This window comes from Candidatus Pantoea communis, assembly GCF_011752685.1.
In the GTDB taxonomy this organism is placed as follows: domain Bacteria; phylum Pseudomonadota; class Gammaproteobacteria; order Enterobacterales; family Enterobacteriaceae; genus Pantoea; species Pantoea communis.
Genome location: NZ_VWXC01000013.1, coordinates 24,853 through 46,490, shown reverse-complemented (window position 1 = coordinate 46,490; position 21,638 = coordinate 24,853). Strand labels below are relative to the sequence as shown.

Below are 21,638 nucleotides of genomic sequence, written 5' to 3'. Positions count from 1 at the left end.
GTTAATTGTTAAAACTTATTAAAATGAGCCTTAGACTGATAAACATCAGCTAAGGCTTTTTTTATGCATTTTAATTCACGCTTTCTAACGCGATTCACCACCAATAATTTTCCTCTCTTCCTGAAAAATGGAAATTGTTCCATTTTTGCTCAAAGTGGAACTTCTTTATCATTCCGTGCCATCTTTCCCAGGGCATTTGCCTGTACCGATCGCCGATTTTTACAGCAAAAAACACCATTATGTGTTCTGGATCAAAAAAATACCCCCTATAAGGGGGGGGAAATCCCTGTAAGACCTGTCAAAATATGATTGTTAAATGCACGATCCATGCATGTGAATACCCGCTACACTGAAATTAACCTCACAAACTGAAGCGATTTAGCTGGTATGATGGGGTTCGTTTGTTAATAATATGCTACGGGTGTTAATTAATGTTTGGGTGCTTTTGTCAAAGTTGACAAAAGGTTATAGAAAGGAGTAAAAAACCCCATAAAATTGCTGCTTATTTGATAATGACAGCATAGTTTACAAGGTTTTTTATCCTTCCCTTGAATTCATGTGGTGTGTTTGCTGCAACAGTGCAGGATGCCAGCGCCACTTTTGATGAGTAAGCAAAGAGTATGTCGACAACCACAGAAGTGATCGCTCATCACTGGGCGTTTATTGTTTTTATTGTTATTGCATTTGGCCTGTGTGCCTTCATGTTGACCGGCGGTTGGTTGTTAGGTGGTCGTGCGCGGGCACGCCATAAAGACACCCCGTTTGAATCGGGTATCGAATCCGTCGGTGATACCCATATTCGCCTCTCCGCTAAATTCTATCTGGTTGCGATGTTCTTCGTTATTTTCGACGTCGAAGCCCTCTATTTATACGCCTGGTCGACTTCAATCCGTGAGAGCGGATGGGTCGGCTTTGTCGAAGCCGCAATTTTCATTTTGGTGCTATTGGCAGGCCTGGTTTATCTGGTGCGCATCGGTGCACTGGATTGGGCTCCTGCGCGTCGTCGCGTAGTGGTCAAATCAATTCCGGTCAGTCACAACCACACCAACCCTCATAAGCAGTAAAAGCGAGGCAATAAGATGGACTACACGCTGACACGCGTAGACCCGAACGGCGGCGGTGATAACGATCGCTATCCGCTGCAGAAACAGGAGATTGTCACCGATCCTCTGGAGCAGCACGTTCATCGCAGCGTCTATATGGGCAAGCTCGAGCATGCCCTGCATGACATGGTGAACTGGGGTCGTAAAAACTCTCTCTGGCCGTACAACTTCGGTCTTTCCTGTTGCTACGTGGAAATGACCACGTCATTCACTGCGGTGCATGACGTGGCGCGTTTTGGTGCCGAAGTCATGCGCGCCTCCCCACGTCAGGCTGACTTTATGGTGATCGCCGGTACGCCGTTTACCAAAATGGCGCCGGTTATTCAGCGTTTGTATGACCAGATGCTGGAACCGAAATGGGTGATCTCCATGGGTGCTTGTGCAAACTCGGGCGGCATGTACGACATCTACTCTGTGGTGCAAGGCGTGGATAAATTCCTGCCGGTTGACGTGTACATTCCGGGCTGCCCACCGCGTCCTGAAGCTTACATGCAAGCGCTGCTGCTGCTGCGTGAGTCGATTGGTAAAGAGCGCCGTCCACTGTCGTGGGTGGTGGGTGATCAGGGCGTTTATCGCGCCAATATGCAGCCAGAGCGTGAGAGAAAACGCGGCGAGCGTATTGCCGTCACTAACCTGAGAACGCCAGACGAAGTCTAAGCTTCCCGTACACGGATGGCACAACGGCCGCAGCAGAACATCACAATTTAATGCGCGCCGCCATCCTGACGCCTTCTTTTAGCGCCTGATTACAGGCCGGAATGGTGAGTAACGTATGACAGATTTAACCACGCAAGATCTCGCTCAGCCTGCATGGCAAACCCGCGACCATCTGGATGATCCAGTGGTCGGCGAGCTGCGTAACCGTTTTGGGCCGGATGCCTTTACCGTTCAGGCCACCCGCACCGGTATTCCGGTCGTCTGGGTGAAACGTGAACAGTTACTGGAAATTGTCGAATTCCTGCGTAAGCTGCCAAAGCCGTACGTCATGCTGTATGACTTGCACGGTTTCGATGAGCGTTTACGTACCCACCGCGCCGGTTTACCCGCCGCGGATTTTTCCGTTTTCTATCACCTGCTTTCGATTGAACGCAACCGCGACATCATGCTCAAGGTGGCGTTGTCTGAAAACGATCTGAATGTGCCGACCATCACCAAAATCTTCGCCAATGCCAACTGGTATGAGCGCGAAACCTGGGAGATGTTTGGTATCACCTTTAATGGTCACCCGCACCTGACGCGCATCATGATGCCGCAGACCTGGGAAGGCCATCCGCTGCGTAAAGATTACCCGGCGCGTGCCACTGAGTTCGACCCGTTCGAACTGACCAAACAGAAAGAAGATCTGGAAATGGAGGCGCTGACCTTCAAGCCTGAAGACTGGGGCATGAAGCGTAGCACCACCAATGAGGACTTCATGTTCCTCAACCTGGGTCCTAACCACCCGTCCGCGCACGGTGCCTTCCGTATCATTCTGCAGTTGGATGGCGAAGAGATCGTCGACTGCGTGCCGGATGTCGGCTACCACCATCGTGGTGCTGAGAAGATGGGCGAGCGCCAATCCTGGCACAGCTACATTCCGTACACCGACCGTATCGAATATCTCGGCGGCTGCGTGAACGAGATGCCTTACGTGCTGGCGGTGGAAAAATTAGCCGGCATCACCGTGCCGGATCGCGTCAACGTGATCCGCGTGATGCTGTCAGAGCTGTTCCGTATCAACAGTCACTTGCTGTACATCTCCACCTTTATCCAGGACGTGGGTGCCATGACGCCGGTGTTCTTCGCCTTCACCGACCGTCAGAAAATTTATGACGTGGTTGAAGCGATTACCGGTTTCCGTATGCACCCGGCGTGGTTCCGCATCGGCGGTGTGGCACACGATCTGCCGAAAGGCTGGGAGCGTCTGCTGCGTGAGTTCCTCGACTGGATGCCAAAGCGTCTGAAAGAGTATGACAAAGCCGCACTGCGCAATACCGTGTTGATGGGCCGTTCGCAGGGCGTTGCGGCCTATAACATGGACGAAGCGCTGGCGTGGGGCACCACTGGTGCTGGCTTACGCGCCACCGGTCTCGACTTTGACGTGCGTAAATGGCGTCCGTATTCAGGCTATGAAAACTTCGATTTTGAGATCCCTGTTGGCGCAGGCATCAGTGATGCCTACACCCGCGTTCAACTGAAAATGGAAGAGATGTGGCAGTCACTGCGCATTCTGGAACAGTGCCTGAAAAACATGCCGGAAGGCCCGTTCAAAGCGGATCACCCGCTGACCACGCCGCCACCAAAAGAGCGCACGCTGCAACACATCGAAACCCTGATCACGCACTTCCTGCAAGTTTCGTGGGGCCCGGTCATGCCGGCCAACGAATCCTTCCAGATGATTGAAGCGACTAAAGGGATCAACAGCTACTACCTGACCAGCGATGGCAGCACCATGAGCTACCGCACCCGTGTGCGTACGCCAAGCTTCCCGCACCTGCAGCAGATCCCATCGGTGATCCGCGGCAGCCTGGTATCCGACTTGATCGTATACCTCGGTAGTATCGATTTTGTTATGTCAGACGTGGACCGCTAATTATGCACGATCAAAAAATTGCCATTCACACTATCGACCCTGATGAGGTCTTTGTGCTGAGCGAGACCGAGCACCACGCTATTGAGCACGAAAAACACCATTACGAAGATGCACGCGCTGCCTCAATTGAAGCGTTGAAGATCGTGCAGAAGCAGCGTGGATGGGTGCCAGATGGCGCCATCAATGCCATTGCTGAAGTGTTGGGCATTCCAGCCAGTGACGTAGAAGGTGTGGCGACGTTTTACAGCCAGATCTACCGCACGCCGGTTGGCCGTCACGTCATTCGTTACTGCGACAGCGTGGTATGCCACATCACCGGTTTCCAGGGCATTCAGGCTGCGCTTGAGCAGAATCTGAATATCAAGCCGGGCCAGACCACAGCCGATGGCCGCTTTACCCTGCTGCCAACCTGCTGCCTGGGCAACTGTGACAAAGGCCCAACCATGATGGTGGATGAAGATACCCATGTTCATCTGACCCCGGAAGGCATCGCCAATCTGCTGGAGCAGTATCAATGACCATTAAACAGATCATTCGTACTGCGGAAACGCATCCACTCACCTGGCGTCTGCGCGACGACAAGCAGCCGGTGTGGATCGATGAATATCGCAGTAAAAACGGTTATGTCGGCGCTGATAAAGCACTGAAAGGCATGAGCCAGGACGAAATCGTTGCGGCAGTGAAAGACTCCGGTCTAAAAGGTCGCGGTGGCGCCGGTTTTAATACCGGCCTGAAGTGGAGCCTGATGCCGAAAGACGAATCCATGAACATCCGTTACCTGCTGTGTAACGCCGATGAAATGGAGCCGGGCACCTATAAAGACCGCCTGCTGATGGAGCAAATGCCGCACCAGTTGGTGGAAGGTATGCTGATCAGTGCGTTCGCCTTGAAAGCCTATCGTGGCTACATCTTCTTACGTGGCGAGTACATCGAAGCGGCCGTGCATCTGCGCCGTGCGATTGCCGAAGCCACCGAAGCGGGATACCTCGGTAAAAACATCCTCGGTACCGGTTTCGATTTTGAACTGATCGTGCACACCGGCGCGGGACGTTACATCTGTGGTGAAGAGACCGCGCTGATCAACTCACTGGAAGGTCGTCGTGCGAACCCGCGTTCTAAGCCACCGTTCCCGGCGAGTGCGGGCGTGTGGGGCAAGCCAACCTGCGTCAACAACGTGGAAACCTTGTCCAACGTCCCGGCCATCTTCCTCAATGGCGTTGACTGGTACAAGAACATCTCAACCAGCGAAGACACCGGCACCAAGATGATGGGCTTCTCTGGACGCGTGAAAAATCCAGGCGTGTGGGAACTGCCGTTTGGCACGACCGCGCGTGAGATTCTGGAAGATTATGCCGGTGGCATGCGCGATGGCCTGAAATTCAAAGCCTGGCAGCCAGGCGGTGCGGGTACCGACTTCCTGACCGATCAACACCTTGATCTGCCAATGGAATTTGCCAGCATCGGTAAAGCCGGCAGCCGTTTAGGCACGGCATTGGCGATGGCGGTCGATCATGAAATCGGCATGGTTTCGCTGGTGCGTAATCTGGAAGAGTTCTTTGCGCGCGAGTCCTGTGGCTGGTGTACGCCGTGCCGTGATGGCTTGCCATGGAGCGTGAAGATCCTGCGTGCGCTGGAGCAGAAAAAAGGCCAGCCGGGTGACATCGAAACCCTGCTGCAACTCTGTCGCCAACTTGGCCCAGGGAAAACCTTCTGTGCCCACGCACCGGGTGCCGTTGAGCCATTGCAGAGCGCGATTAAATATTTCCGTGAAGAGTTTGAAGCCGGCATTGCGCCGCAGGTGTTTGGCAATACCCGATCGATCGGTGGTATTCAGCCCAACCTGCTGAAAGCGCGCTGGTAATCAGCCGCCGTACACGGAATTCACCCTGAGCCGACACGGCGCGGGGGACAGAATTAGATGTTTAACGCTCGTCTTAGGGCGAGCCTTACGGAAGCATGTTCACTATGGCTACAATCCATGTAGACGGTAAAGAATATGATGTGAACGGAGCGGACAACCTGTTGCAGGCGTGTCTCTCTCTGGGCCTTGATATTCCTTATTTTTGCTGGCATCCGGCGCTGGGAAGCGTGGGAGCCTGCCGCCAGTGTGCGGTGAAGCAATTCCAGAATGCCGAAGATACCCGTGGTCGTCTTGTTATGTCATGCATGACACCGGCGTCGGACGGCACCTTTATTTCCATCGACGACGGCGAAGCGAAAGAGTTTCGTGAAAGCGTGGTGGAATGGCTGATGACCAACCATCCGCACGACTGTCCAGTGTGCGAAGAGGGCGGTAACTGCCATCTGCAAGATATGACGGTGATGACGGGCCACAGCTTCCGTCGTTACCGCTTCACCAAACGTACGCACCAGAATCAGGATCTCGGCCCGTTCATCTCCCATGAAATGAACCGCTGTATCGCCTGCTATCGCTGCGTGCGTTATTACAAAGATTACGCAGACGGCAAAGATCTCGGCGTTTACGGTGCCCACGACAACGTGTATTTCGGTCGTCCGGAAGATGGCACGCTGGAGAGCGAGTTCTCCGGTAACCTGGTCGAGATCTGCCCGACCGGCGTATTCACCGATAAAACTCACTCTGAACGCTATAACCGTAAATGGGATATGCAGTTCGCGCCAAGCATCTGTCAACAGTGCAGCGTGGGTTGTAACACCAGCCCAGGCGAGCGTTATGGTGAACTGCGTCGTATCGAAAACCGTTACAACGGTACCGTAAACCACTACTTCCTGTGTGACCGTGGTCGTTTCGGTTATGGCTATGTAAACCGCAAAGATCGTCCACGTCATCCTGTACAGAAGCGCGGCAACGATTGGGTCAGCCTGAATGCCGAACAAGCGGTGAATGCGGCGGCTGACGTGCTGCGTCAGGCGAAGCGTGTGATTGGGATTGGATCACCGCGTGCCAGCATTGAAAGCAACTTTGCGCTGCGTGAACTTGTCGGTGCGGAAAACTTCTCCACCGGTATGCCTGCCGCTGAGCAAGCACGCGTTGAGTTGATGCTGAAAGTGCTGCAGGAAGGCGGTATTTACACGCCATCACTGCGCGAAATCGAAAGCTACGATGCGGTGCTGGTGCTGGGTGAAGACCTGACTCAGGTCGGTGCGCGTGTCGCACTTTCTGTGCGTCAGGCGGTGAAAGGTAAAGCACGTGAAATGGCAGCAGCCCAGAAAGTGGCTGACTGGCAGATCGCGGCGATCCTGAACATCGGTCAGCACGCCAAACATCCGCTGTTTGTTACCAACGTTGATGAAACCCGTCTTGATGATATCGCCGCGTGGAGCTATCGCGCACCGGTGGAAGATCAGGCTCGTCTCGGCTTCGCTATTGCCAATGCGCTCGATGAAGCCGCTCCAGCCGTCAGTGGCTTTGACAGCAAACTGAATGGCAAGCTGGATGTGGTGGTACAGGCGTTAGCCGGTGCCAAAAAACCACTGATTATTTCTGGTACTCACTCTGGCAGCACCGCGATGATTGAAGCGGCCGCCAACGTGGCGAAAGCACTGAAAGGTCGCGGTGCCGATGTCGGCATTACCTTCCTTGCCGGTGCCGCCAACAGCTTTGGTCTCGGCCTGATGGGCGGTCAATCGCTGGATAGCGCGCTGGAACAGCTGGATAAAGGCGAAGCGGAAGCGCTGGTGGTGTTGGAAAACGATCTTTACCGCCATGCACCGAAAGCCATCGTGGATGCGGCTTTGCACAACACCGCACACGTGATTGTTGTTGATCATCAACGCACTGCGACGCTGGAAAAAGCCGGTCTGGTGCTCTCGACGGCGAGCTTCGCAGAGAGTGATGGCACCTCGATCAACCAGGAAGGCCGCGCACAGCGTTTCTTCCAGGTTTACGATCCGTCTTATTACGACAACAGCATTGTGATGCTGGAGAGCTGGCGCTGGCTGCACTCGCTCCACAGCACTGTTGAAAGCCGTCAGATTGACTGGACGCTGCTTGATCACGTGATCGATGCCACCGTTGCAGCATTGCCACAGTTGAAAGGTATTAAAGACGCGGCGCCGGATGCAAGCTTCCGTATTCGCGGTCAGAAACTGGCGCGTTCACCGCATCGTAACAGTGGCCGTACCGCGATGCGTGCCAATATTAGCGTGCACGAACCGCGTCAGCCGCAAGACAAAGACACCATGTTTGCCTTCTCAATGGAAGGTAACAACCAACCAGGCGCACCACGTTCGCAGATTCCATTCGCCTGGGCTCCAGGCTGGAACTCCCCGCAAGCATGGAACAAGTTCCAGGCTGAAGTCGGTGGCAAACTGCGTCATGGCGATCCGGGTGTGCGTCTGTTTGAAGCGAGCGAAGGATCACTGCCGTGGTTCACCGCCGTGCCAGAAAGCTTTGTTGAAGGCAGCCAATATCGCGTTGCACCTTACTATCAGCTGTTTGGTAGTGAAGAGATGACTCAGCGTTCACCGACCTTCCAGAAGCGTATGTCGCCAGCTACGCTGGTGATTAACCCGGCTGATGCGGAGAAACTGGGCGTCAATAACGGCTCTGCGGTTGAACTGGTTTGTGCCGGTGAAACGCTGCGTCTGCCAGTACGCTTCTCCACTTCCCTGCAAGCAGGGCAGGTGGGTCTGCCGCTGGGTATGCCAGGTGTGCCGCCGTTCCTCTCAGGTGCGCAAGTTGACAAACTGCAGGAGGCTGCACAATGAGCTGGCTGACACCGGACGCTATCGACATCCTCATCCAGATCCTGAAAACCATTGTGATTCTGCTGGTGGTGGTGGGTTGTGGTGCCTTTATGAGTTTCGCCGAGCGTCGTCTGCTCGGCTTATGGCAGAACCGTTATGGACCGAACCGTGTTGGCTGGGGCGGCTCACTGCAGCTCGCCGCTGACATGATCAAAATGTTCTTCAAAGAGGACTGGGTTCCGCCGTTTACCGACCGCTTCATCTTTACTCTGGCACCGGTTATTGCCTTTGTATCGCTGCTGCTGGCGTTTGCCATCGTGCCGGTTTCACCGACCTGGATGGTGACAGACCTGAATATCGGTCTGCTGTTCTTCCTGATGATGGCCGGTCTGGCGGTTTACGCCGTGCTGTTCGCCGGTTGGTCGAGTAATAACAAATACTCACTGCTGGGTGCAATGCGTGCTTCCGCGCAGACGCTGAGCTACGAAGTGTTCCTGGGCCTGTCGCTGATGGGTGTGGTGGCGCAAGCCGGTTCATTCAACATGAACGCCATCGTCGAGAGCCAGACGCACTTGTGGAACATCATTCCGCAGTTCTTCGGCTTCGTGACCTTCTGTATCGCGGGCGTCGCGGTTTGTCACCGTCATCCGTTTGACCAGCCAGAAGCGGAACAGGAACTGGCCGATGGTTACCACATCGAATATGCCGGTATGAAGTTCGGTCTGTTCTTCGTCGGTGAATACGTGGCGATCACCACCGTTTCAGCGCTGATTGTCACGCTGTTCTTCGGTGGCTGGCACGGTCCATTCCTGCCGCCATTCATCTGGTTCGCCCTGAAAACGGCGTTCTTTATGGTGATGTTTATCCTGATTCGTGCTGCGCTGCCGCGTCCACGTTATGACCAGGTGCTGTCGTTCGGCTGGAAAGTGTGTCTGCCGTTGACGTTATTGAACCTGCTGGCGACCGCCGCAGTGATTCTGTACAGCGCGCAGTAAGGGGTTTTGAGATGACTTTAAAAGATATTGTCGTTGGCTTCGGCACGACAGTGCGCAGTATCTGGATGATAGGCATGCATGCCTTCGCCAAGCGCGAAACCCAGATGTATCCAGAAGAACCGGTTTACCTGCCGCCGCGCTACCGTGGCCGTATCGTGCTGACGCGCGATCCGGACGGCGAGGAGCGCTGTGTTGCCTGTAACCTGTGTGCGGTAGCCTGTCCAGTGGGTTGTATCTCACTGCAGAAAGCGGAAACGGTTGATGGTCGCTGGTATCCGGAGTTCTTCCGCATCAACTTCTCGCGCTGCATCTTCTGCGGTCTGTGCGAAGAAGCCTGCCCGACCACGGCGATTCAGCTGACCCCCGATTTTGAGCTGGGTGAGTTCAAGCGTCAGGATCTGGTGTACGAGAAGCAGGACCTGCTGATTTCCGGTCCGGGTAAATATCCGGAGTACAACTTCTATCGCATGGCGGGTATGGCGATCGACGGGAAAGAGAAGGGCGAAGCGGAAAACGAAGCCAAGCCAATCGACGTCAAAAGCTTGTTACCTTAAGGAGCCAGGTATGGAATTTGCGTTTTATCTTTGCGGACTGGTGGCGGTGCTAACGACATTGCGCGTTATCACTCACACCAATCCGGTACATGCGCTGCTGTACCTGATTGTTTCGCTGCTTTCGATTGCGGGCGTGTTCTTCTCAATGGGCGCTTACTTTGCCGGTGCGCTGGAGATCATCGTTTACGCCGGTGCCATTATGGTGCTTTTCGTGTTCGTGGTGATGATGCTGAACCTGGGCAAAACCCAGCAGGACCAGGAGCGCGAGTGGCTGAAGCCTTCGCTGTGGATTGGGCCTGGCATCGTCTCCCTGTTGCTGCTGGTGGTGATGATTTACGCCATTAGTACCGCGCACGATCAGGGCATTGATGGCACCGTCATCGATGCCAAAGCGGTGGGTATCAGTCTGTTTGGTCCTTACGTACTGGCGGTTGAGCTGGCGTCAATGCTGCTGCTGGCCGGTCTGGTGGTGGCCTTCCATATCGGACGTGAAGAGCGTCAGGGCGAAGTGCTGAGCAATCGCCATGCTGATGCACATGCGAATAAGGAGGATCACGCATGATCCCGTTACAACACGGCCTGATGTTGGCTGCTGTGCTGTTTGTTCTCGGCCTGACCTCGCTGGTACTGCGCCGCAATTTGCTGTTCATGCTGATTGGTCTGGAGATCATGATCAACGCTGCTGCACTGGCGCTGGTGGTAGCTGGTAGCTACTGGGGACAAGCTGACGGCCAGGTGATGTACATTCTGGCGATCAGCCTCGCGGCGGCGGAAGCCAGCATCGGCCTGGCCCTGCTGCTCCAGCTCTATCGTCGTCGTCAGACGTTGAACATTGATACAGTGAGCGAGATGCGCGGATGAATCTTCTCTATTTAACCGTATTATTTCCGCTGATTGGCTTCCTGCTATTGGCGTTTTCCCGTGGTCGCTGGTCGGAGAATCTGTCGGCAGCGGTGGGAATGGGATCGGTCGGTCTGGCGGCGTTGACCACCGTTTTCGTTGGTATGGATTTCTTCAGTAACGGCCAACAGCCTTTTACTCAGGCGTTGTGGACATGGATTCAGGTCGGCCACTTTGATATCAAAGTGAACCTGGTACTGGACGGCTTGTCTCTGACCATGCTGTCAGTGGTCACGGGGGTCGGCTTCTTCATCCACATGTTTGCTTCCTGGTACATGCGCGGTGAAGAGGGCTATTCACGCTTCTTCGCTTACACCAACCTGTTCATCGCGAGCATGGTGGTGTTGGTGCTGGCCGACAACCTGATGCTGATGTATCTCGGTTGGGAAGGCGTGGGCCTGTGCTCTTATCTGCTGATTGGCTTCTACTACAGCAACCCAGAGAACGGCAAAGCGGCGATGAAAGCCTTTATCATCACCCGTGTCGGTGACGTGTTCCTGGCATTCGCGCTGTTCATTCTCTACAACGAACTGGGTACGCTGAACTTCCGCGAGCTGGTGGAACTGGCGCCGGCGCACTTCGCCGCTGACAACCACATGCTGCAGTGGGCAACCCTGATGCTGTTGGGTGGTGCGGTCGGTAAATCTGCACAGTTGCCACTGCAAACGTGGCTGGCTGACGCGATGGCCGGTCCTACGCCGGTATCTGCTCTGATCCACGCCGCCACCATGGTAACCGCGGGTGTTTACCTGATTGCGCGTACCCATGGCTTGTTCCTGCTGACGCCGGAAGTGCTGCATCTGGTGGGTATTGTGGGGGCGATTACGTTGGTGCTGGCAGGCTTTGCCGCGCTGGTGCAAACCGACATCAAACGCGTGCTGGCTTACTCTACCATGAGTCAAATCGGCTACATGTTCCTCGCGCTGGGCGTGCAGGCATGGGACGCGGCCATTTTCCACTTGATGACGCACGCCTTCTTCAAAGCACTGCTATTCCTTTCTTCTGGTTCGGTCATTCTGGCCTGCCACCACGAGCAGAACATCTTCAAAATGGGCGGCCTGCGTAAGAGCATCCCACTGGTGTACACCTGCTTCCTGGTCGGCGGCGCTGCGCTGGCGGCACTGCCGCTGATTACCGCAGGTTTCTACAGTAAAGATGAAATCCTGTTTGGTGCGCTGGCGAATGGTCACATCAATCTGATGGTGGCGGGTCTGGTCGGTGCATTCCTGACCTCGATCTACACCTTCCGCATGATCTTCATCGTGTTCCACGGCGAAGAGAAAATTCATGCGCACGCGGGCAAAGGCATCACTCACCATCTGCCACTGATTGTGCTGTTAGTGCTCTCCACCTTCGTTGGCGCCATGATCACGCCACCGCTGGCGGGCGTGCTGCCGCAGAATGAATTCGGTGAGGGCGGAAAAGTGGCGCTGGAAATCACCTCAGGCGTGGTCGCGATTGTCGGCATCCTGATTGCTGCTGCCCTATGGCTTGGCAAACGCCAGCTGGTCACCAGTGTTGCCAACAGCGCGCCGGGCCGTTTCTTCGGCACCTGGTGGTTCGCGGCATGGGGCTTCGACTGGCTGTATGACAAGGTGTTTGTAAAACCTTATTTGGGCATTGCCTGGCTGCTGAAGCGCGATCCGCTGAACTCACTGATGAACCTGCCTGCGCTGTTGTCGCGCATTGGTAATAAAGGCCTGGTGGTGAGCGAGAACGGTTACGTGCGCTGGTATGTGGCTTCCATGAGTGTCGGTGCCGTGGTGGTACTGGCGCTGATGCTGGTGATTTAAAGATTGATGAGCGGGGGCGAGAGGATCAAGGATTCTTTCACCCCAGAAGCGAATGTGAAAAATTGCCTGAATGACGAAGCGTTATTGATGTAGCCCGTTTCGTTGCCGTCAGTGTGCAGCAACCCAAGCGTATTTTTTACGTGAGGGTGGCGAGCGCTGACGGTGATGGAAGTGGCAAGCAAGATAGCTCGAAATCAGGTTGAAAAAAGGGAAGTATGCCGTGCTATTACCTTGGCTAATAATCATACCTTTTGTTGGGGGTCTGCTTTGCTGGTTAGCAGAGCGCCTCGGCGCAAAAGTGCCGCGTTGGATCGCCATGATCACCATGGGGCTGACGCTGGCACTCGGTCTGCAGTTGTGGCTGCAGGGAGGCTATTCACTCACCCAGGCTGCAGGAATGCCGCAGTGGCAGTCGACTTTCTCGGTGCCATGGATTCCACGCTTCGGTATTAACTTCCATCTGGCTATTGACGGTTTGTCGCTGCTGATGGTGGTGCTGACCGGCCTGCTGGGTTTGATGGCGGTGCTCTGTTCCTGGAATGAAATCGAGAAGTATCAGGGCTTTTTCCACCTCAACCTGATGTGGATCCTCGGTGGTGTGATTGGCGTGTTCCTCTCCATCGACATGTTCCTGTTCTTCTTCTTCTGGGAAATGATGCTGGTGCCGATGTACTTCCTCATCGCGCTCTGGGGTCACAAAGCCTCTGACGGTAAAACGCGTATCAGTGCCGCAACCAAATTCTTCATCTATACCCAAGCTTCGGGTTTGGTTATGTTGATTGCGATTTTGGCGCTGGTATTTGTGCACTACAACGCCACGGGCGTCTGGACCTTCAGCTACGAAGAACTGCTGAAAACGCCAATGTCGCACACCGTTGAATATCTGCTGATGCTCGGCTTCTTTATCGCTTTCGCAGTGAAAATGCCAGTGGTGCCTCTGCACGGCTGGTTGCCGGATGCGCACAGTCAGGCACCGACAGCCGGTTCGGTTGACCTCGCAGGAATCTTGCTGAAAACGGCGGCGTATGGTCTGCTGCGTTTCAGCCTGCCACTGTTCCCGAATGCTTCCGCAGAGTTTGCGCCGATTGCTATGTGGCTCGGTGTACTGGGTATCTTCTACGGTGCCTGGATGGCGTTCTCGCAGACGGATATCAAACGTCTGATTGCTTACACCTCCGTTTCGCACATGGGCTTCGTGCTGATTGCTATCTACACCGGCAGCCAGCTGGCGTTCCAGGGCGCGGTGATTCAGATGATTGCTCACGGCCTGTCCGCCGCAGCACTGTTCATCTTGTGTGGGCAGCTTTATGAGCGTCTGCATACCCGTGACCTGCGTCAGATGGGTGGTTTGTGGTCACGCATTAAATGGATTCCAGGCCTGTCGCTGTTCTTCGCGGTGGCCAACCTCGGTATGCCAGGCACCGGTAACTTTGTCGGCGAATTTATGATTCTGACCGGCAGTTTCCAGGTGGTGCCGGTGATTATCGTGATTGCCACCTTTGGTCTGGTGTTTGCCTCGGTGTATTCGCTGGTGATGATGCAGCGCGCTTACTACGGCGAAGCGAAATCGAAAGCTCCGCTGCCGGGCATGTCACCGCGTGAATTCATGACGATCGGCGTGCTGGTGGTGCTGCTGGTTCTGCTGGGTGTTTATCCACAGCCGATCCTTGATACCTCTCACGCTGCGATGAGCAATATTCAGCAGTGGTTTACCGCTTCAATTTCAACTACAAGGCCGTAATTCGCCATGACAATAACTCCTCAACATCTGATTGCGTTACTGCCGCTGTTGATCGTCGGATTGACGGTGGTGGTGGTGATGCTGTCCATTGCGTGGCGACGCAACCACTTTGTTAATGCCACGCTGACGGTCATTGGCCTGAACGTAGCGCTGTTTTCACTGTGGTTTGTCGGTCATGTCGGTGCCATGGATGTCACGCCGCTGCTGCGCGTTGACGGTTACTCAATGTTCTACACCGCGCTGGTGCTGCTGGCCAGCCTCGCAACCTGCACCTTTGCTTATCCGTGGCTGGCCGGTTTCCCGGACAACAAAGATGAGTTCTATCTGCTGGTGCTGATTGCGGCGCTCGGTGGCATCGTGCTGGCGAGTGCCAACCATCTGGCGGCGCTGTTCATTGGTATTGAACTGCTGTCACTGCCGCTGTTTGGTCTTATCGGTTACGCATTCCGTCAGAAACGTTCGCTGGAAGCGGCACTGAAGTACATGATCCTGTCCGCTGCAGCGTCCTCGTTCCTGATCTTTGGTATCGCGTTGATTTATGCCGATTCTGGCAGCCTGAGCTTTGTGCAACTGGGTAAAAGCCTGAATGACAGCATGATCCAACAGCCGTTGCTGCTGGTCGGTTTGGGCATGATGATTATCGGCCTCGGCTTTAAGCTGTCACTGGTGCCGTTCCACCTGTGGACACCGGACGTTTATCAGGGTGCGCCTGCGCCGGTTTCAACCTTCCTGGCCACCGCCAGCAAAATCGCCATCTTTGGTGTGGTGATGCGCTTGTTCCTGTACGCGCCAGTGACGGACAGCGAAGCCGTGCGCACCGTGCTCGGTGTTATCGCCTTTGTGTCAATTCTGTTCGGTAACCTGATGGCGATTTCGCAGAGCAACATCAAACGTCTGCTCGGTTACTCATCGATCGCGCACCTGGGCTATTTGCTGGTGTCGCTGATTGCGGTGAAAACCCATCAGCTGTCACTGGAAACGGCGGGTGTGTACCTGGCGGGTTACCTGTTCAGCAGCCTCGGCGCGTTCGGTGTGGTCAGCCTGATGTCCAGCCCATACCGTGGCCCGGATGCGGATACGCTTTACTCTTACCGTGGTCTGTTCTGGCATCGTCCAATTTTGTCAGCGGTCATGACCGTCATGATGCTGTCTCTGGCCGGTATCCCGATGACGCTGGGCTTCATTGGTAAGTTCTACGTCATTGCTTCCGGTGTGAACGCGCATCTGTGGTGGTTAACCGCGGCAGTCGTTGCCGGCAGTGCGATCGGTCTTTACTACTATCTGCGTGTGACGGTGAGCCTTTACCTCAGCCCACCAGAAATGCACACGCGCGATCGTGACACGCCAGCCAACTGGGCCTTCACCGCTGGTGGTGTGGTGGTGCTGATTTCTGCGATTCTGGTTCTGCTGCTGGGTGTCTATCCTCAGCCACTGATTTCGCTGGTACAGATGGCACAGCCGCTGATGTAAATGCGCTTTGACCCCATGAATCAGGCCTCAGGGCCTGATTTTTTTTGCCTGTAATCTGAGAATACGATCACGGCAAGGCAATGCGGCAACCCTGTACGGCTGCTCAATCCCCGCGCGTTGTGATACTCTCAGGAGATCACTTTTTTCGCTCAGACAAGGAAGCATCATGGAAATGCAATGGCTTGATTGCCACCACAGTGAACTGAGTGCACAGCAGTTATATACCGTGCTGGCACTGCGCAATCACGTATTCATTGTGGAGCAAAACTGCCCCTATCAAGACGTAGATGGTCAGGATTTGCGAGCAGAGAATCGCCACGTCATGGGCTTCCTTGACGGCAAATTATTGGCCTACGCTCGTGTGCTTACGCCCTCACTGGACAGCGCCCCGGTGATGATTGGTCGCGTGATCGTGTCCGAAGAAGCGCGTGGCCTGAAGTTGGGCTATCGACTGATGGAGAAAGCGCTGGAGAGTTGCGATACCCATTGGCCGCAACGCACTATTTATTTATCGGCGCAGGCCCATCTGGAAGGGTTTTACGGTCGTCTTGGCTTCAAAGCGGTGGGGGACGTTTACATGGAAGATAACATTCCACACATCGGTATGCAGAAAGCGTAATGGCGAGGAATACTCCTCGCCATTTATACCCGTCATACTTCAAATTACCGGTGAGTTGGCTGCCTGGCTCACCCGATTCACTGACTTGAATCAGCTCATCGGGCTCTCTTGTTTGCCGCCTTCCTGAAATTCGAACTTTTTAGGGGATATCAGCCCGGCGTCATCTGTCGGTCATCGGTGTATTTACGCTGATCCGGCGGCGGTGGGAAATACTGATACAGCCAGGTTTCACTTAAGGTCTCATCTTTGGTGCGCAGGAACAGGCGCATATCCACCGGCTTAGTGGAGTCACTGTTCGGGTACCAGTCAAACAGAATGCGGTAACCGTTAAGCGGCTCCACATACAGAATCTCAACCTGCTTGATGGTACCCGCATTCACGGTGATCACCGGCTCAATCCCTTTCGGCGCAGCGGCTTTCAGGTCGCCACCGACGAAATCAATCGCAAAGCGACGGCACCACTGATCAGGGAAGTGTTCGCCTGGCGCCCAACCTTCTGGGAAGCCACCAATACCGGTACGTGTGGCATCCACGCGCGCCAGACCGCTGCGCACAGGCGGTAACTGGCTCCAGTAGAGTTTGTACTGGAAGCTGAATTCGCTGCCCGCTTTGACCGGCTCGGTTGGCTGCCAGAAGCACACCACGTTATCCAATGTTTCACCAGTGGTCGGGATCTCCATCAGATTGATGGCGCCTTTACCCCATTTGCCAATTGGTTCGACCCACAGGCTAGGACGTTTGTCATACCAGCCAATGACATCCTGATAATCTTTGAAGTCGTGATTGAGCTGCAGCAGACCAAAACCACGCGGGTTTTCATCTTCATAAGCATTGAACTGTAAGCGTTGCGGGTTGTTCAGCGGACGTGCAATCCATTCCCCTTTTCCGGTCCACATTGCCAGACGATCGGAGTCATGGATTTGTGGATGATAGGTATTACACATGCGACGCTCGTTGGTGCCGCAGCTAAACATACTGGTCATCGGCGATATGCCGAGCTGACGAATGTCGTTACGAGCAAACAGGTGGTTTTCCACCTCCATCACCACGCGTTTCTCTTCGCAGTGGATAGTGAACTTGTACGCACCGGTGACGCTGGCGCCGTCCAGCAGCGCATAAACCACAAAGGTGGTATCGTCGGCTTTCGGTGTTTCAAACCAGAAGGCGGTAAAGTCCGGGAACTCTTCGTGGCCGTTGCTAAAGGTGTTGACTGCCACACCGCGCGCTGACAAGCCGTACTGGAAAGTTTCATCAACCGCACGGAAGTAGCTCGCGCCGAGGAACGAGACGATATCGCGACGCGCCAGTTCTGGTTTTTTAAACGCGCGGAAACCGGCGAAGCCCAAATCGGTTTTGCCGACCAGCTGCTGGGTATCGACGTTAGCGTTGTGATAGTTAAACAGTTCGGGGCGGAAGTGGATTTCGCGCGCTTCACGGCTATCGGCATCCACGGAGAACATGCGGATACGGCGTTTAAAGCCCATCCCCACGTGGAAGAACTGCACATCTAACTCGCGATCGGGAATGTTGTTCCACAGCGAATGGTTGGCATCGTACTGAATTTCGTTGTAAGCCTGCGGTGTTAGATTGGCCAGGGTGTCAGGAAGCGGGCCGGGTGCGCCGCCCCAGGGCTGTTTCGCCAGCGCGGAAGCTTTCTTTTTCAGTGAGTCGAAATCGAAGCGCACTGCGGTGCCGTCGGCGATGCCATCATCGGCCCAGGCGGACTGCGCAAACAGCGAGGAGAGCCCGGTCATGCCGCTTGCGGCAGAGAGGGCCATGGACGCTTTCATAAATTTTCTACGATTCATGCCGGAAATCTAATCCTTAGCTGCTCTGGTGTGTTGTGACTGTCGTAAGACGCATTGCGTCTGGCTACAAGGGGATACGACAGTCGCGAAATTAAAAAATTCAGTCTGACAAAAATTTATCAGATTAATCAAATAAGCGAAGCAGATTTCACGCTGCAACAGCGCGGATTACGCAACTTTGCATTGAGTCGAGCAAAAACCAGCGTAATCCGAATCCCTTGCGCGCAGCAAATACCGAATTTATGACTATAGTTAAACGACGATAAGTGACGAGCATGGAGGAAGTATAACGTGTCATCTTCAGATCAATTTGAAACTCGCCTTGATGACGACCTGGCGCTACTGACAGAAACTTTGGAAGAAGTACTGAAATCGTCGGGTGATCCGGCCGATCAAAAGTACATCGAATTGAAACTTAAAGCGGAACAAGCGCTGGAAGACGTGAAGAATCGCGTTAGCCAGGCTTCTGACAGCTATTATTACCGTGCCAAAAAAGCGGCCTACCGTGCCGACGATTATGTGCATGAAAAACCGTGGCAGGGGATCGGCATTGGCGCCGCCGCTGGCCTGTTTGTCGGTTTACTGTTGGCCCGCCGCTAAATTGTCGGGGCGTAACGCCGGTTACGCCCGATTCCTCTTTTTTACCGCGTTATCCCTCTCATTTGTCTCGAATCCTTGTTTCGCATCAACGGCGATTGTGTTTCGCGTGCGCGCTTTCTACAGTAAAGCGACAGGGATAAGGAGAAAATAACGTGATACGTGTTGAAATGCTCTCAACGGGCGATGAAGTGTTGCATGGGCAGATTGTCGATACGAATGCCGCATGGCTGGCGGATGTGCTGTTCCAGCACGGTTTGCCTATGACCAGCCGCAGTACCGTTGGCGATGCGATGTCCTCGCTGGTGGAGACGCTGCAGAGTCGCAGCCAGATTGCTGATGTGCTGATTGTGAACGGTGGCCTTGGTCCAACCAGCGACGATCTCAGTGCGCTGGCCGCTGCCACCGCGTGTGGCACCGAATTGGTGATCCAGCAGGAATGGCTGGAGAAGATGGAAGCCTGGTTTGCCAGCCGTGGACGCATCATGGCGCCGAGCAACCGCAAGCAGGCGGAAATTCCGGCGAATGCCGAGCTGATTGATAATCCGGTGGGTACCGCGTGTGGCTTTGCACTTCAGCTCAATCGCTGCTGGATATTCTTCACGCCGGGCGTGCCGTCCGAATTTAAAGTGATGGTCGAGCAGGAGATCATTCCGCGTTTGAAAGCGCGTTTTGATTTACCTGAGCCGCCGCTGTGTTTGCGTCTGACTACCTTTGGTCGTGGCGAGAGTGACATTGCTGCCGAACTGGAGCCGTTACCGTTGCCGGAAGGTGTGGTAATGGGCTATCGCTCATCAATGCCAATCATTGAAATCAAACTCACCGGACCGGCCAGCCAGCGCGTGGCGATGGAGCAGGCGTGGCAGCAGGTTAAGCTGCTGCTGGCGGAATGCACTATCTTCGAAGGCACTGAAGGTTTGCCTGCTTTGTTAGCGCTTGAGTTGCAACAGCGTGGTTTCCGGCTGGCGCTAAGCGAGCAATATACGGCGGGATTGCTCAACTGGCAGCTGGCATCAGCAGACGTACCGCTCAGCGCAGCAGAGATTCTGCCTCCTCATGATGAACCGCTGGAATCCCAGGTCGAGCGCACGCGCAATCTGGCCGCACATCACGGCACGGTATTGGCGCTGTCGGTGGGCAATCTGGAAGAGGGCGAAGTGGCGATTGCGCTGCATACGCCGGAAGCCAGCTGGGGCCAGCGCGTGAAGTTCACCCATGGGCGTCACAATGTTGAAATCCGGCAGAAAGTCGTGGCGATGATGGCGATGAACATGCTGCGCCGCTGGCTGCACGGCAGTGAAGTCAGTACCGGGCATGGCTGGATTGATGTGCTGGAAGCCGTGAAACAGTAACTGCGTGGGCAGACGTTGCCATGAATTTCACCGGGGCGCCATTGATGGCGACCCGGTGTTTAAATCTCGATCTCAATCTCCCCTTTGGCGCGACAGCAGCAGGGCAAAATCTCACCCTTCTGAATAAACGCCAATGGGGTTTCCGCGTAAGCCACTTCGCCTTTTAGCAAGCGCATGCGGCATGAACCGCAGTAGCCTTCACGGCACTGAAACTCTACGCAAACATTGTGCGCTTCCAGTGCCGTCAGCAGATTGGGATGATCTTCTGCGCACTCCAGCCGGGAGCCGGAACTGCGCAGAATAACAACAGAACGGCTCATGCTTACAGCTGGAAGTCGTTGAAGTCGTCTTCGCCGACTTCGGCATCAATCTGACCCACCAGGTAAGAACTGACTTCCACTTCCTGCGGTGCCACCTGCACGTTATCTGATACCAACCAGGAGTTGATCCATGGAATCGGGTTAGAACGCGTCTGGAACGGCAGATCGAGGCCAACCGCTTGCATGCGGATGTTGGTGATGTACTCAATGTACTGGCACAGAATGTCTTTATTCAGACCGATCATCGAGCCACCGCTGAACAGATAATCTGCCCACTCTTTCTCTTGCTCGGCGGCTTTCTTGAACAGGTCAAAACACTCATCACGGCACTCGGCGGCGATCTCTTTCATTTCAGGATCATCTTCACCGGTGCGCAGCAGGTTCAGCATGTGCTGAGTGCCGGTCAGGTGCAGAGCTTCATCGCGCGCAATCAGTTTGATGATTTTGGCGTTACCTTCCATCAGCTCGCGCTCGGCGAAGGCGAATGAACAGGCGAAGCTGACGTAGAAGCGAATCGCTTCCAGTGCGTTAACGCTCATCAGGCAGATATACAGCTGCTTTTTCAGCGCACGCAGATTCACGGTCACGGTTTTACCCGCCACTTCGTGCGTGCCTTCTCCCAGCAGATGCCAGTAGCTGGTCATCTCGATCAGATCGTCGTAATACTTCGAGATGTCCTGTGCACGCGCCAGAATCTGCTCGTTAGTGACGATGTCGTCAAACACCAGTGAAGGATCGTTGACGATGTTACGGATGATATGGGTGTAAGAGCGCGAGTGGATGGTCTCAGAGAACGCCCAGGTTTCGATCCAGGTTTCGAGTTCTGGAATCGAAATCAACGGCAGCAGGGCCACGTTAGGGCTGCGACCCTGAATGGAATCCAGCAGCGTCTGGTATTTCAGGTTGCTGATAAAGATGTGCTTTTCGTGATCTGGCAGCGCCTGATAATCGATACGATCGCGTGAGACGTCCACTTCTTCCGGACGCCAGAAGAAGGAGAGCTGTTTTTCGATCAGCTTTTCAAAGATGTCATATTTCTGCTGGTCGAAACGGGCAACGTTCACTGACTGGCCGAAGAACATCGGTTCTAACAGCTGGTCGTTTTTGTTCTGCGAAAATGTGGTGTAAGCCATGGCTAAGTCCAAA

Annotated in this window: 19 protein-coding genes; 16 read left to right on the top strand and 3 right to left on the bottom strand. The window is 54.5% G+C overall.

The window, feature by feature from the left end:
* The first annotated feature begins 620 nt into the window (after positions 1–620).
* The 14 genes from F3J37_RS17415 to F3J37_RS17350 all read left to right on the top strand — a co-directional run bounded on the left by F3J37_RS17415 (position 621) and on the right by F3J37_RS17350 (position 16,415).
* Positions 621–1,064, top strand: a complete 444-nt coding sequence (locus F3J37_RS17415; RefSeq protein ID WP_034825074.1) for an NADH-quinone oxidoreductase subunit A — start codon at positions 621–623, stop codon at positions 1,062–1,064.
* 15 nt (positions 1,065–1,079) lie between these two features.
* Positions 1,080–1,760: a NuoB/complex I 20 kDa subunit family protein gene (locus F3J37_RS17410; RefSeq protein WP_007889318.1), complete on the top strand. Its 681-nt coding sequence runs from the start codon at positions 1,080–1,082 to the stop codon at positions 1,758–1,760.
* A 115-nt stretch (positions 1,761–1,875) separates the two neighbouring features.
* The gene (gene nuoC / locus F3J37_RS17405; RefSeq protein ID WP_097116580.1) at positions 1,876–3,675 is read left to right on the top strand and encodes an NADH-quinone oxidoreductase subunit C/D; all 1,800 of its coding nucleotides are present in this window, start codon (positions 1,876–1,878) and stop codon (positions 3,673–3,675) included.
* 2 nt (positions 3,676–3,677) lie between these two features.
* A complete protein-coding gene (gene nuoE, locus F3J37_RS17400) occupies positions 3,678–4,193 on the top strand; it encodes an NADH-quinone oxidoreductase subunit NuoE (RefSeq protein WP_058961298.1) in 516 nt (171 codons plus the stop codon).
* A 2-nt stretch (positions 4,194–4,195) separates the two neighbouring features.
* Entirely contained in the window at positions 4,196–5,536 is a 1,341-nt protein-coding gene (gene nuoF / locus F3J37_RS17395; RefSeq protein WP_176505727.1) for an NADH-quinone oxidoreductase subunit NuoF, read from the top strand.
* A gap of 104 nt (positions 5,537–5,640) precedes the next feature.
* Positions 5,641–8,364 (top strand): NADH-quinone oxidoreductase subunit NuoG, encoded by a 2,724-nt coding sequence (nuoG, locus tag F3J37_RS17390; RefSeq protein WP_166934746.1) that lies wholly within the window; start codon positions 5,641–5,643, stop codon positions 8,362–8,364.
* A complete protein-coding gene (gene nuoH, locus F3J37_RS17385; protein WP_045813644.1) occupies positions 8,361–9,338 on the top strand; it encodes an NADH-quinone oxidoreductase subunit NuoH in 978 nt (325 codons plus the stop codon). Before nuoG ends, nuoH begins: the two co-directional genes overlap by 4 nt.
* An 11-nt stretch (positions 9,339–9,349) precedes the next feature.
* Positions 9,350–9,892 (top strand): NADH-quinone oxidoreductase subunit NuoI, encoded by a 543-nt coding sequence (gene nuoI / locus F3J37_RS17380; protein ID WP_034825061.1) that lies wholly within the window; start codon positions 9,350–9,352, stop codon positions 9,890–9,892.
* Between the two features lie 10 nt (positions 9,893–9,902).
* A complete protein-coding gene (nuoJ, locus tag F3J37_RS17375; RefSeq protein ID WP_034825059.1) occupies positions 9,903–10,454 on the top strand; it encodes an NADH-quinone oxidoreductase subunit J in 552 nt (183 codons plus the stop codon).
* Positions 10,451–10,753: an NADH-quinone oxidoreductase subunit NuoK gene (nuoK, locus tag F3J37_RS17370; protein WP_034825057.1), complete on the top strand. Its 303-nt coding sequence runs from the start codon at positions 10,451–10,453 to the stop codon at positions 10,751–10,753. Before nuoJ ends, nuoK begins: the two co-directional genes overlap by 4 nt.
* Complete coding sequence (gene nuoL, locus F3J37_RS17365; RefSeq protein WP_058961299.1) at positions 10,750–12,585, top strand: NADH-quinone oxidoreductase subunit L; 1,836 nt, start codon at positions 10,750–10,752, stop codon at positions 12,583–12,585. The genes nuoK and nuoL overlap by 4 nt, the downstream gene beginning before the upstream one ends.
* Positions 12,586–12,805: 220 nt before the next feature.
* A complete protein-coding gene (gene nuoM / locus F3J37_RS17360) occupies positions 12,806–14,326 on the top strand; it encodes an NADH-quinone oxidoreductase subunit M (protein ID WP_058961300.1) in 1,521 nt (506 codons plus the stop codon).
* A 6-nt stretch (positions 14,327–14,332) separates the two neighbouring features.
* Positions 14,333–15,796 carry an NADH-quinone oxidoreductase subunit NuoN gene (nuoN, locus tag F3J37_RS17355; protein ID WP_034825051.1) on the top strand — a complete coding sequence of 488 codons (1,464 nt, stop codon included), beginning with the start codon at positions 14,333–14,335 and terminating at the stop codon, positions 15,794–15,796.
* 166 nt (positions 15,797–15,962) lie between these two features.
* Positions 15,963–16,415, top strand: coding sequence for a GNAT family N-acetyltransferase (locus F3J37_RS17350; protein ID WP_166934744.1), 453 nt, complete (start codon positions 15,963–15,965; stop codon positions 16,413–16,415).
* A 149-nt stretch (positions 16,416–16,564) separates the two neighbouring features.
* On the opposite strand, the gene F3J37_RS17345 is transcribed toward F3J37_RS17350, so the two are convergent.
* A complete protein-coding gene (locus tag F3J37_RS17345; protein ID WP_166934742.1) occupies positions 16,565–18,223 on the bottom strand; it encodes a glucan biosynthesis protein D in 1,659 nt (552 codons plus the stop codon).
* A 291-nt stretch (positions 18,224–18,514) separates the two neighbouring features.
* Between F3J37_RS17345 and elaB the strand changes: the two genes are divergently transcribed.
* Both elaB and F3J37_RS17335 read left to right on the top strand, forming a co-directional pair.
* Positions 18,515–18,823 carry a stress response protein ElaB gene (gene elaB, locus F3J37_RS17340; protein ID WP_034825045.1) on the top strand — a complete coding sequence of 103 codons (309 nt, stop codon included), beginning with the start codon at positions 18,515–18,517 and terminating at the stop codon, positions 18,821–18,823.
* 152 nt (positions 18,824–18,975) lie between these two features.
* The gene (locus tag F3J37_RS17335) at positions 18,976–20,172 is read left to right on the top strand and encodes a nicotinamide mononucleotide deamidase-related protein YfaY (RefSeq protein ID WP_166934740.1); all 1,197 of its coding nucleotides are present in this window, start codon (positions 18,976–18,978) and stop codon (positions 20,170–20,172) included.
* 59 nt (positions 20,173–20,231) lie between these two features.
* Here the strand turns inward: F3J37_RS17335 and yfaE are convergent, their stop codons facing one another.
* Together yfaE and nrdB are read right to left on the bottom strand one after the other, a co-directional pair.
* Positions 20,232–20,492: a class I ribonucleotide reductase maintenance protein YfaE gene (yfaE, locus tag F3J37_RS17330; protein ID WP_058961303.1), complete on the bottom strand. Its 261-nt coding sequence runs from the start codon at positions 20,490–20,492 to the stop codon at positions 20,232–20,234.
* A gap of 2 nt (positions 20,493–20,494) precedes the next feature.
* A complete protein-coding gene (gene nrdB / locus F3J37_RS17325) occupies positions 20,495–21,625 on the bottom strand; it encodes a class Ia ribonucleoside-diphosphate reductase subunit beta (protein ID WP_034825039.1) in 1,131 nt (376 codons plus the stop codon).
* Positions 21,626–21,638: the final 13 nt, after the last annotated feature.

What these genes read in the sequence shown, in the direction of transcription:
- F3J37_RS17415 (WP_034825074.1), top strand. Translation starts at nt 621, where the DNA reads ATGTCGACAACCACAGAAGTGATCGCTCATCACTGGGCGTTTATTGTT.
- F3J37_RS17410 (WP_007889318.1), top strand. Translation starts at nt 1,080, where the DNA reads ATGGACTACACGCTGACACGCGTAGACCCGAACGGCGGCGGTGATAAC.
- nuoC (WP_097116580.1), top strand. Translation starts at nt 1,876, where the DNA reads ATGACAGATTTAACCACGCAAGATCTCGCTCAGCCTGCATGGCAAACC.
- nuoE (WP_058961298.1), top strand. Translation starts at nt 3,678, where the DNA reads ATGCACGATCAAAAAATTGCCATTCACACTATCGACCCTGATGAGGTC.
- nuoG (WP_166934746.1), top strand. Translation starts at nt 5,641, where the DNA reads ATGGCTACAATCCATGTAGACGGTAAAGAATATGATGTGAACGGAGCG.
- nuoH (WP_045813644.1), top strand. Translation starts at nt 8,361, where the DNA reads ATGAGCTGGCTGACACCGGACGCTATCGACATCCTCATCCAGATCCTG.
- nuoI (WP_034825061.1), top strand. Translation starts at nt 9,350, where the DNA reads ATGACTTTAAAAGATATTGTCGTTGGCTTCGGCACGACAGTGCGCAGT.
- nuoJ (WP_034825059.1), top strand. Translation starts at nt 9,903, where the DNA reads ATGGAATTTGCGTTTTATCTTTGCGGACTGGTGGCGGTGCTAACGACA.
- nuoK (WP_034825057.1), top strand. Translation starts at nt 10,451, where the DNA reads ATGATCCCGTTACAACACGGCCTGATGTTGGCTGCTGTGCTGTTTGTT.
- nuoL (WP_058961299.1), top strand. Translation starts at nt 10,750, where the DNA reads ATGAATCTTCTCTATTTAACCGTATTATTTCCGCTGATTGGCTTCCTG.
- nuoN (WP_034825051.1), top strand. Translation starts at nt 14,333, where the DNA reads ATGACAATAACTCCTCAACATCTGATTGCGTTACTGCCGCTGTTGATC.
- F3J37_RS17350 (WP_166934744.1), top strand. Translation starts at nt 15,963, where the DNA reads ATGGAAATGCAATGGCTTGATTGCCACCACAGTGAACTGAGTGCACAG.
- F3J37_RS17345 (WP_166934742.1), bottom strand. Translation starts at nt 18,223, where the DNA reads ATGAATCGTAGAAAATTTATGAAAGCGTCCATGGCCCTCTCTGCCGCA.
- yfaE (WP_058961303.1), bottom strand. Translation starts at nt 20,492, where the DNA reads ATGAGCCGTTCTGTTGTTATTCTGCGCAGTTCCGGCTCCCGGCTGGAG.
- nrdB (WP_034825039.1), bottom strand. Translation starts at nt 21,625, where the DNA reads ATGGCTTACACCACATTTTCGCAGAACAAAAACGACCAGCTGTTAGAA.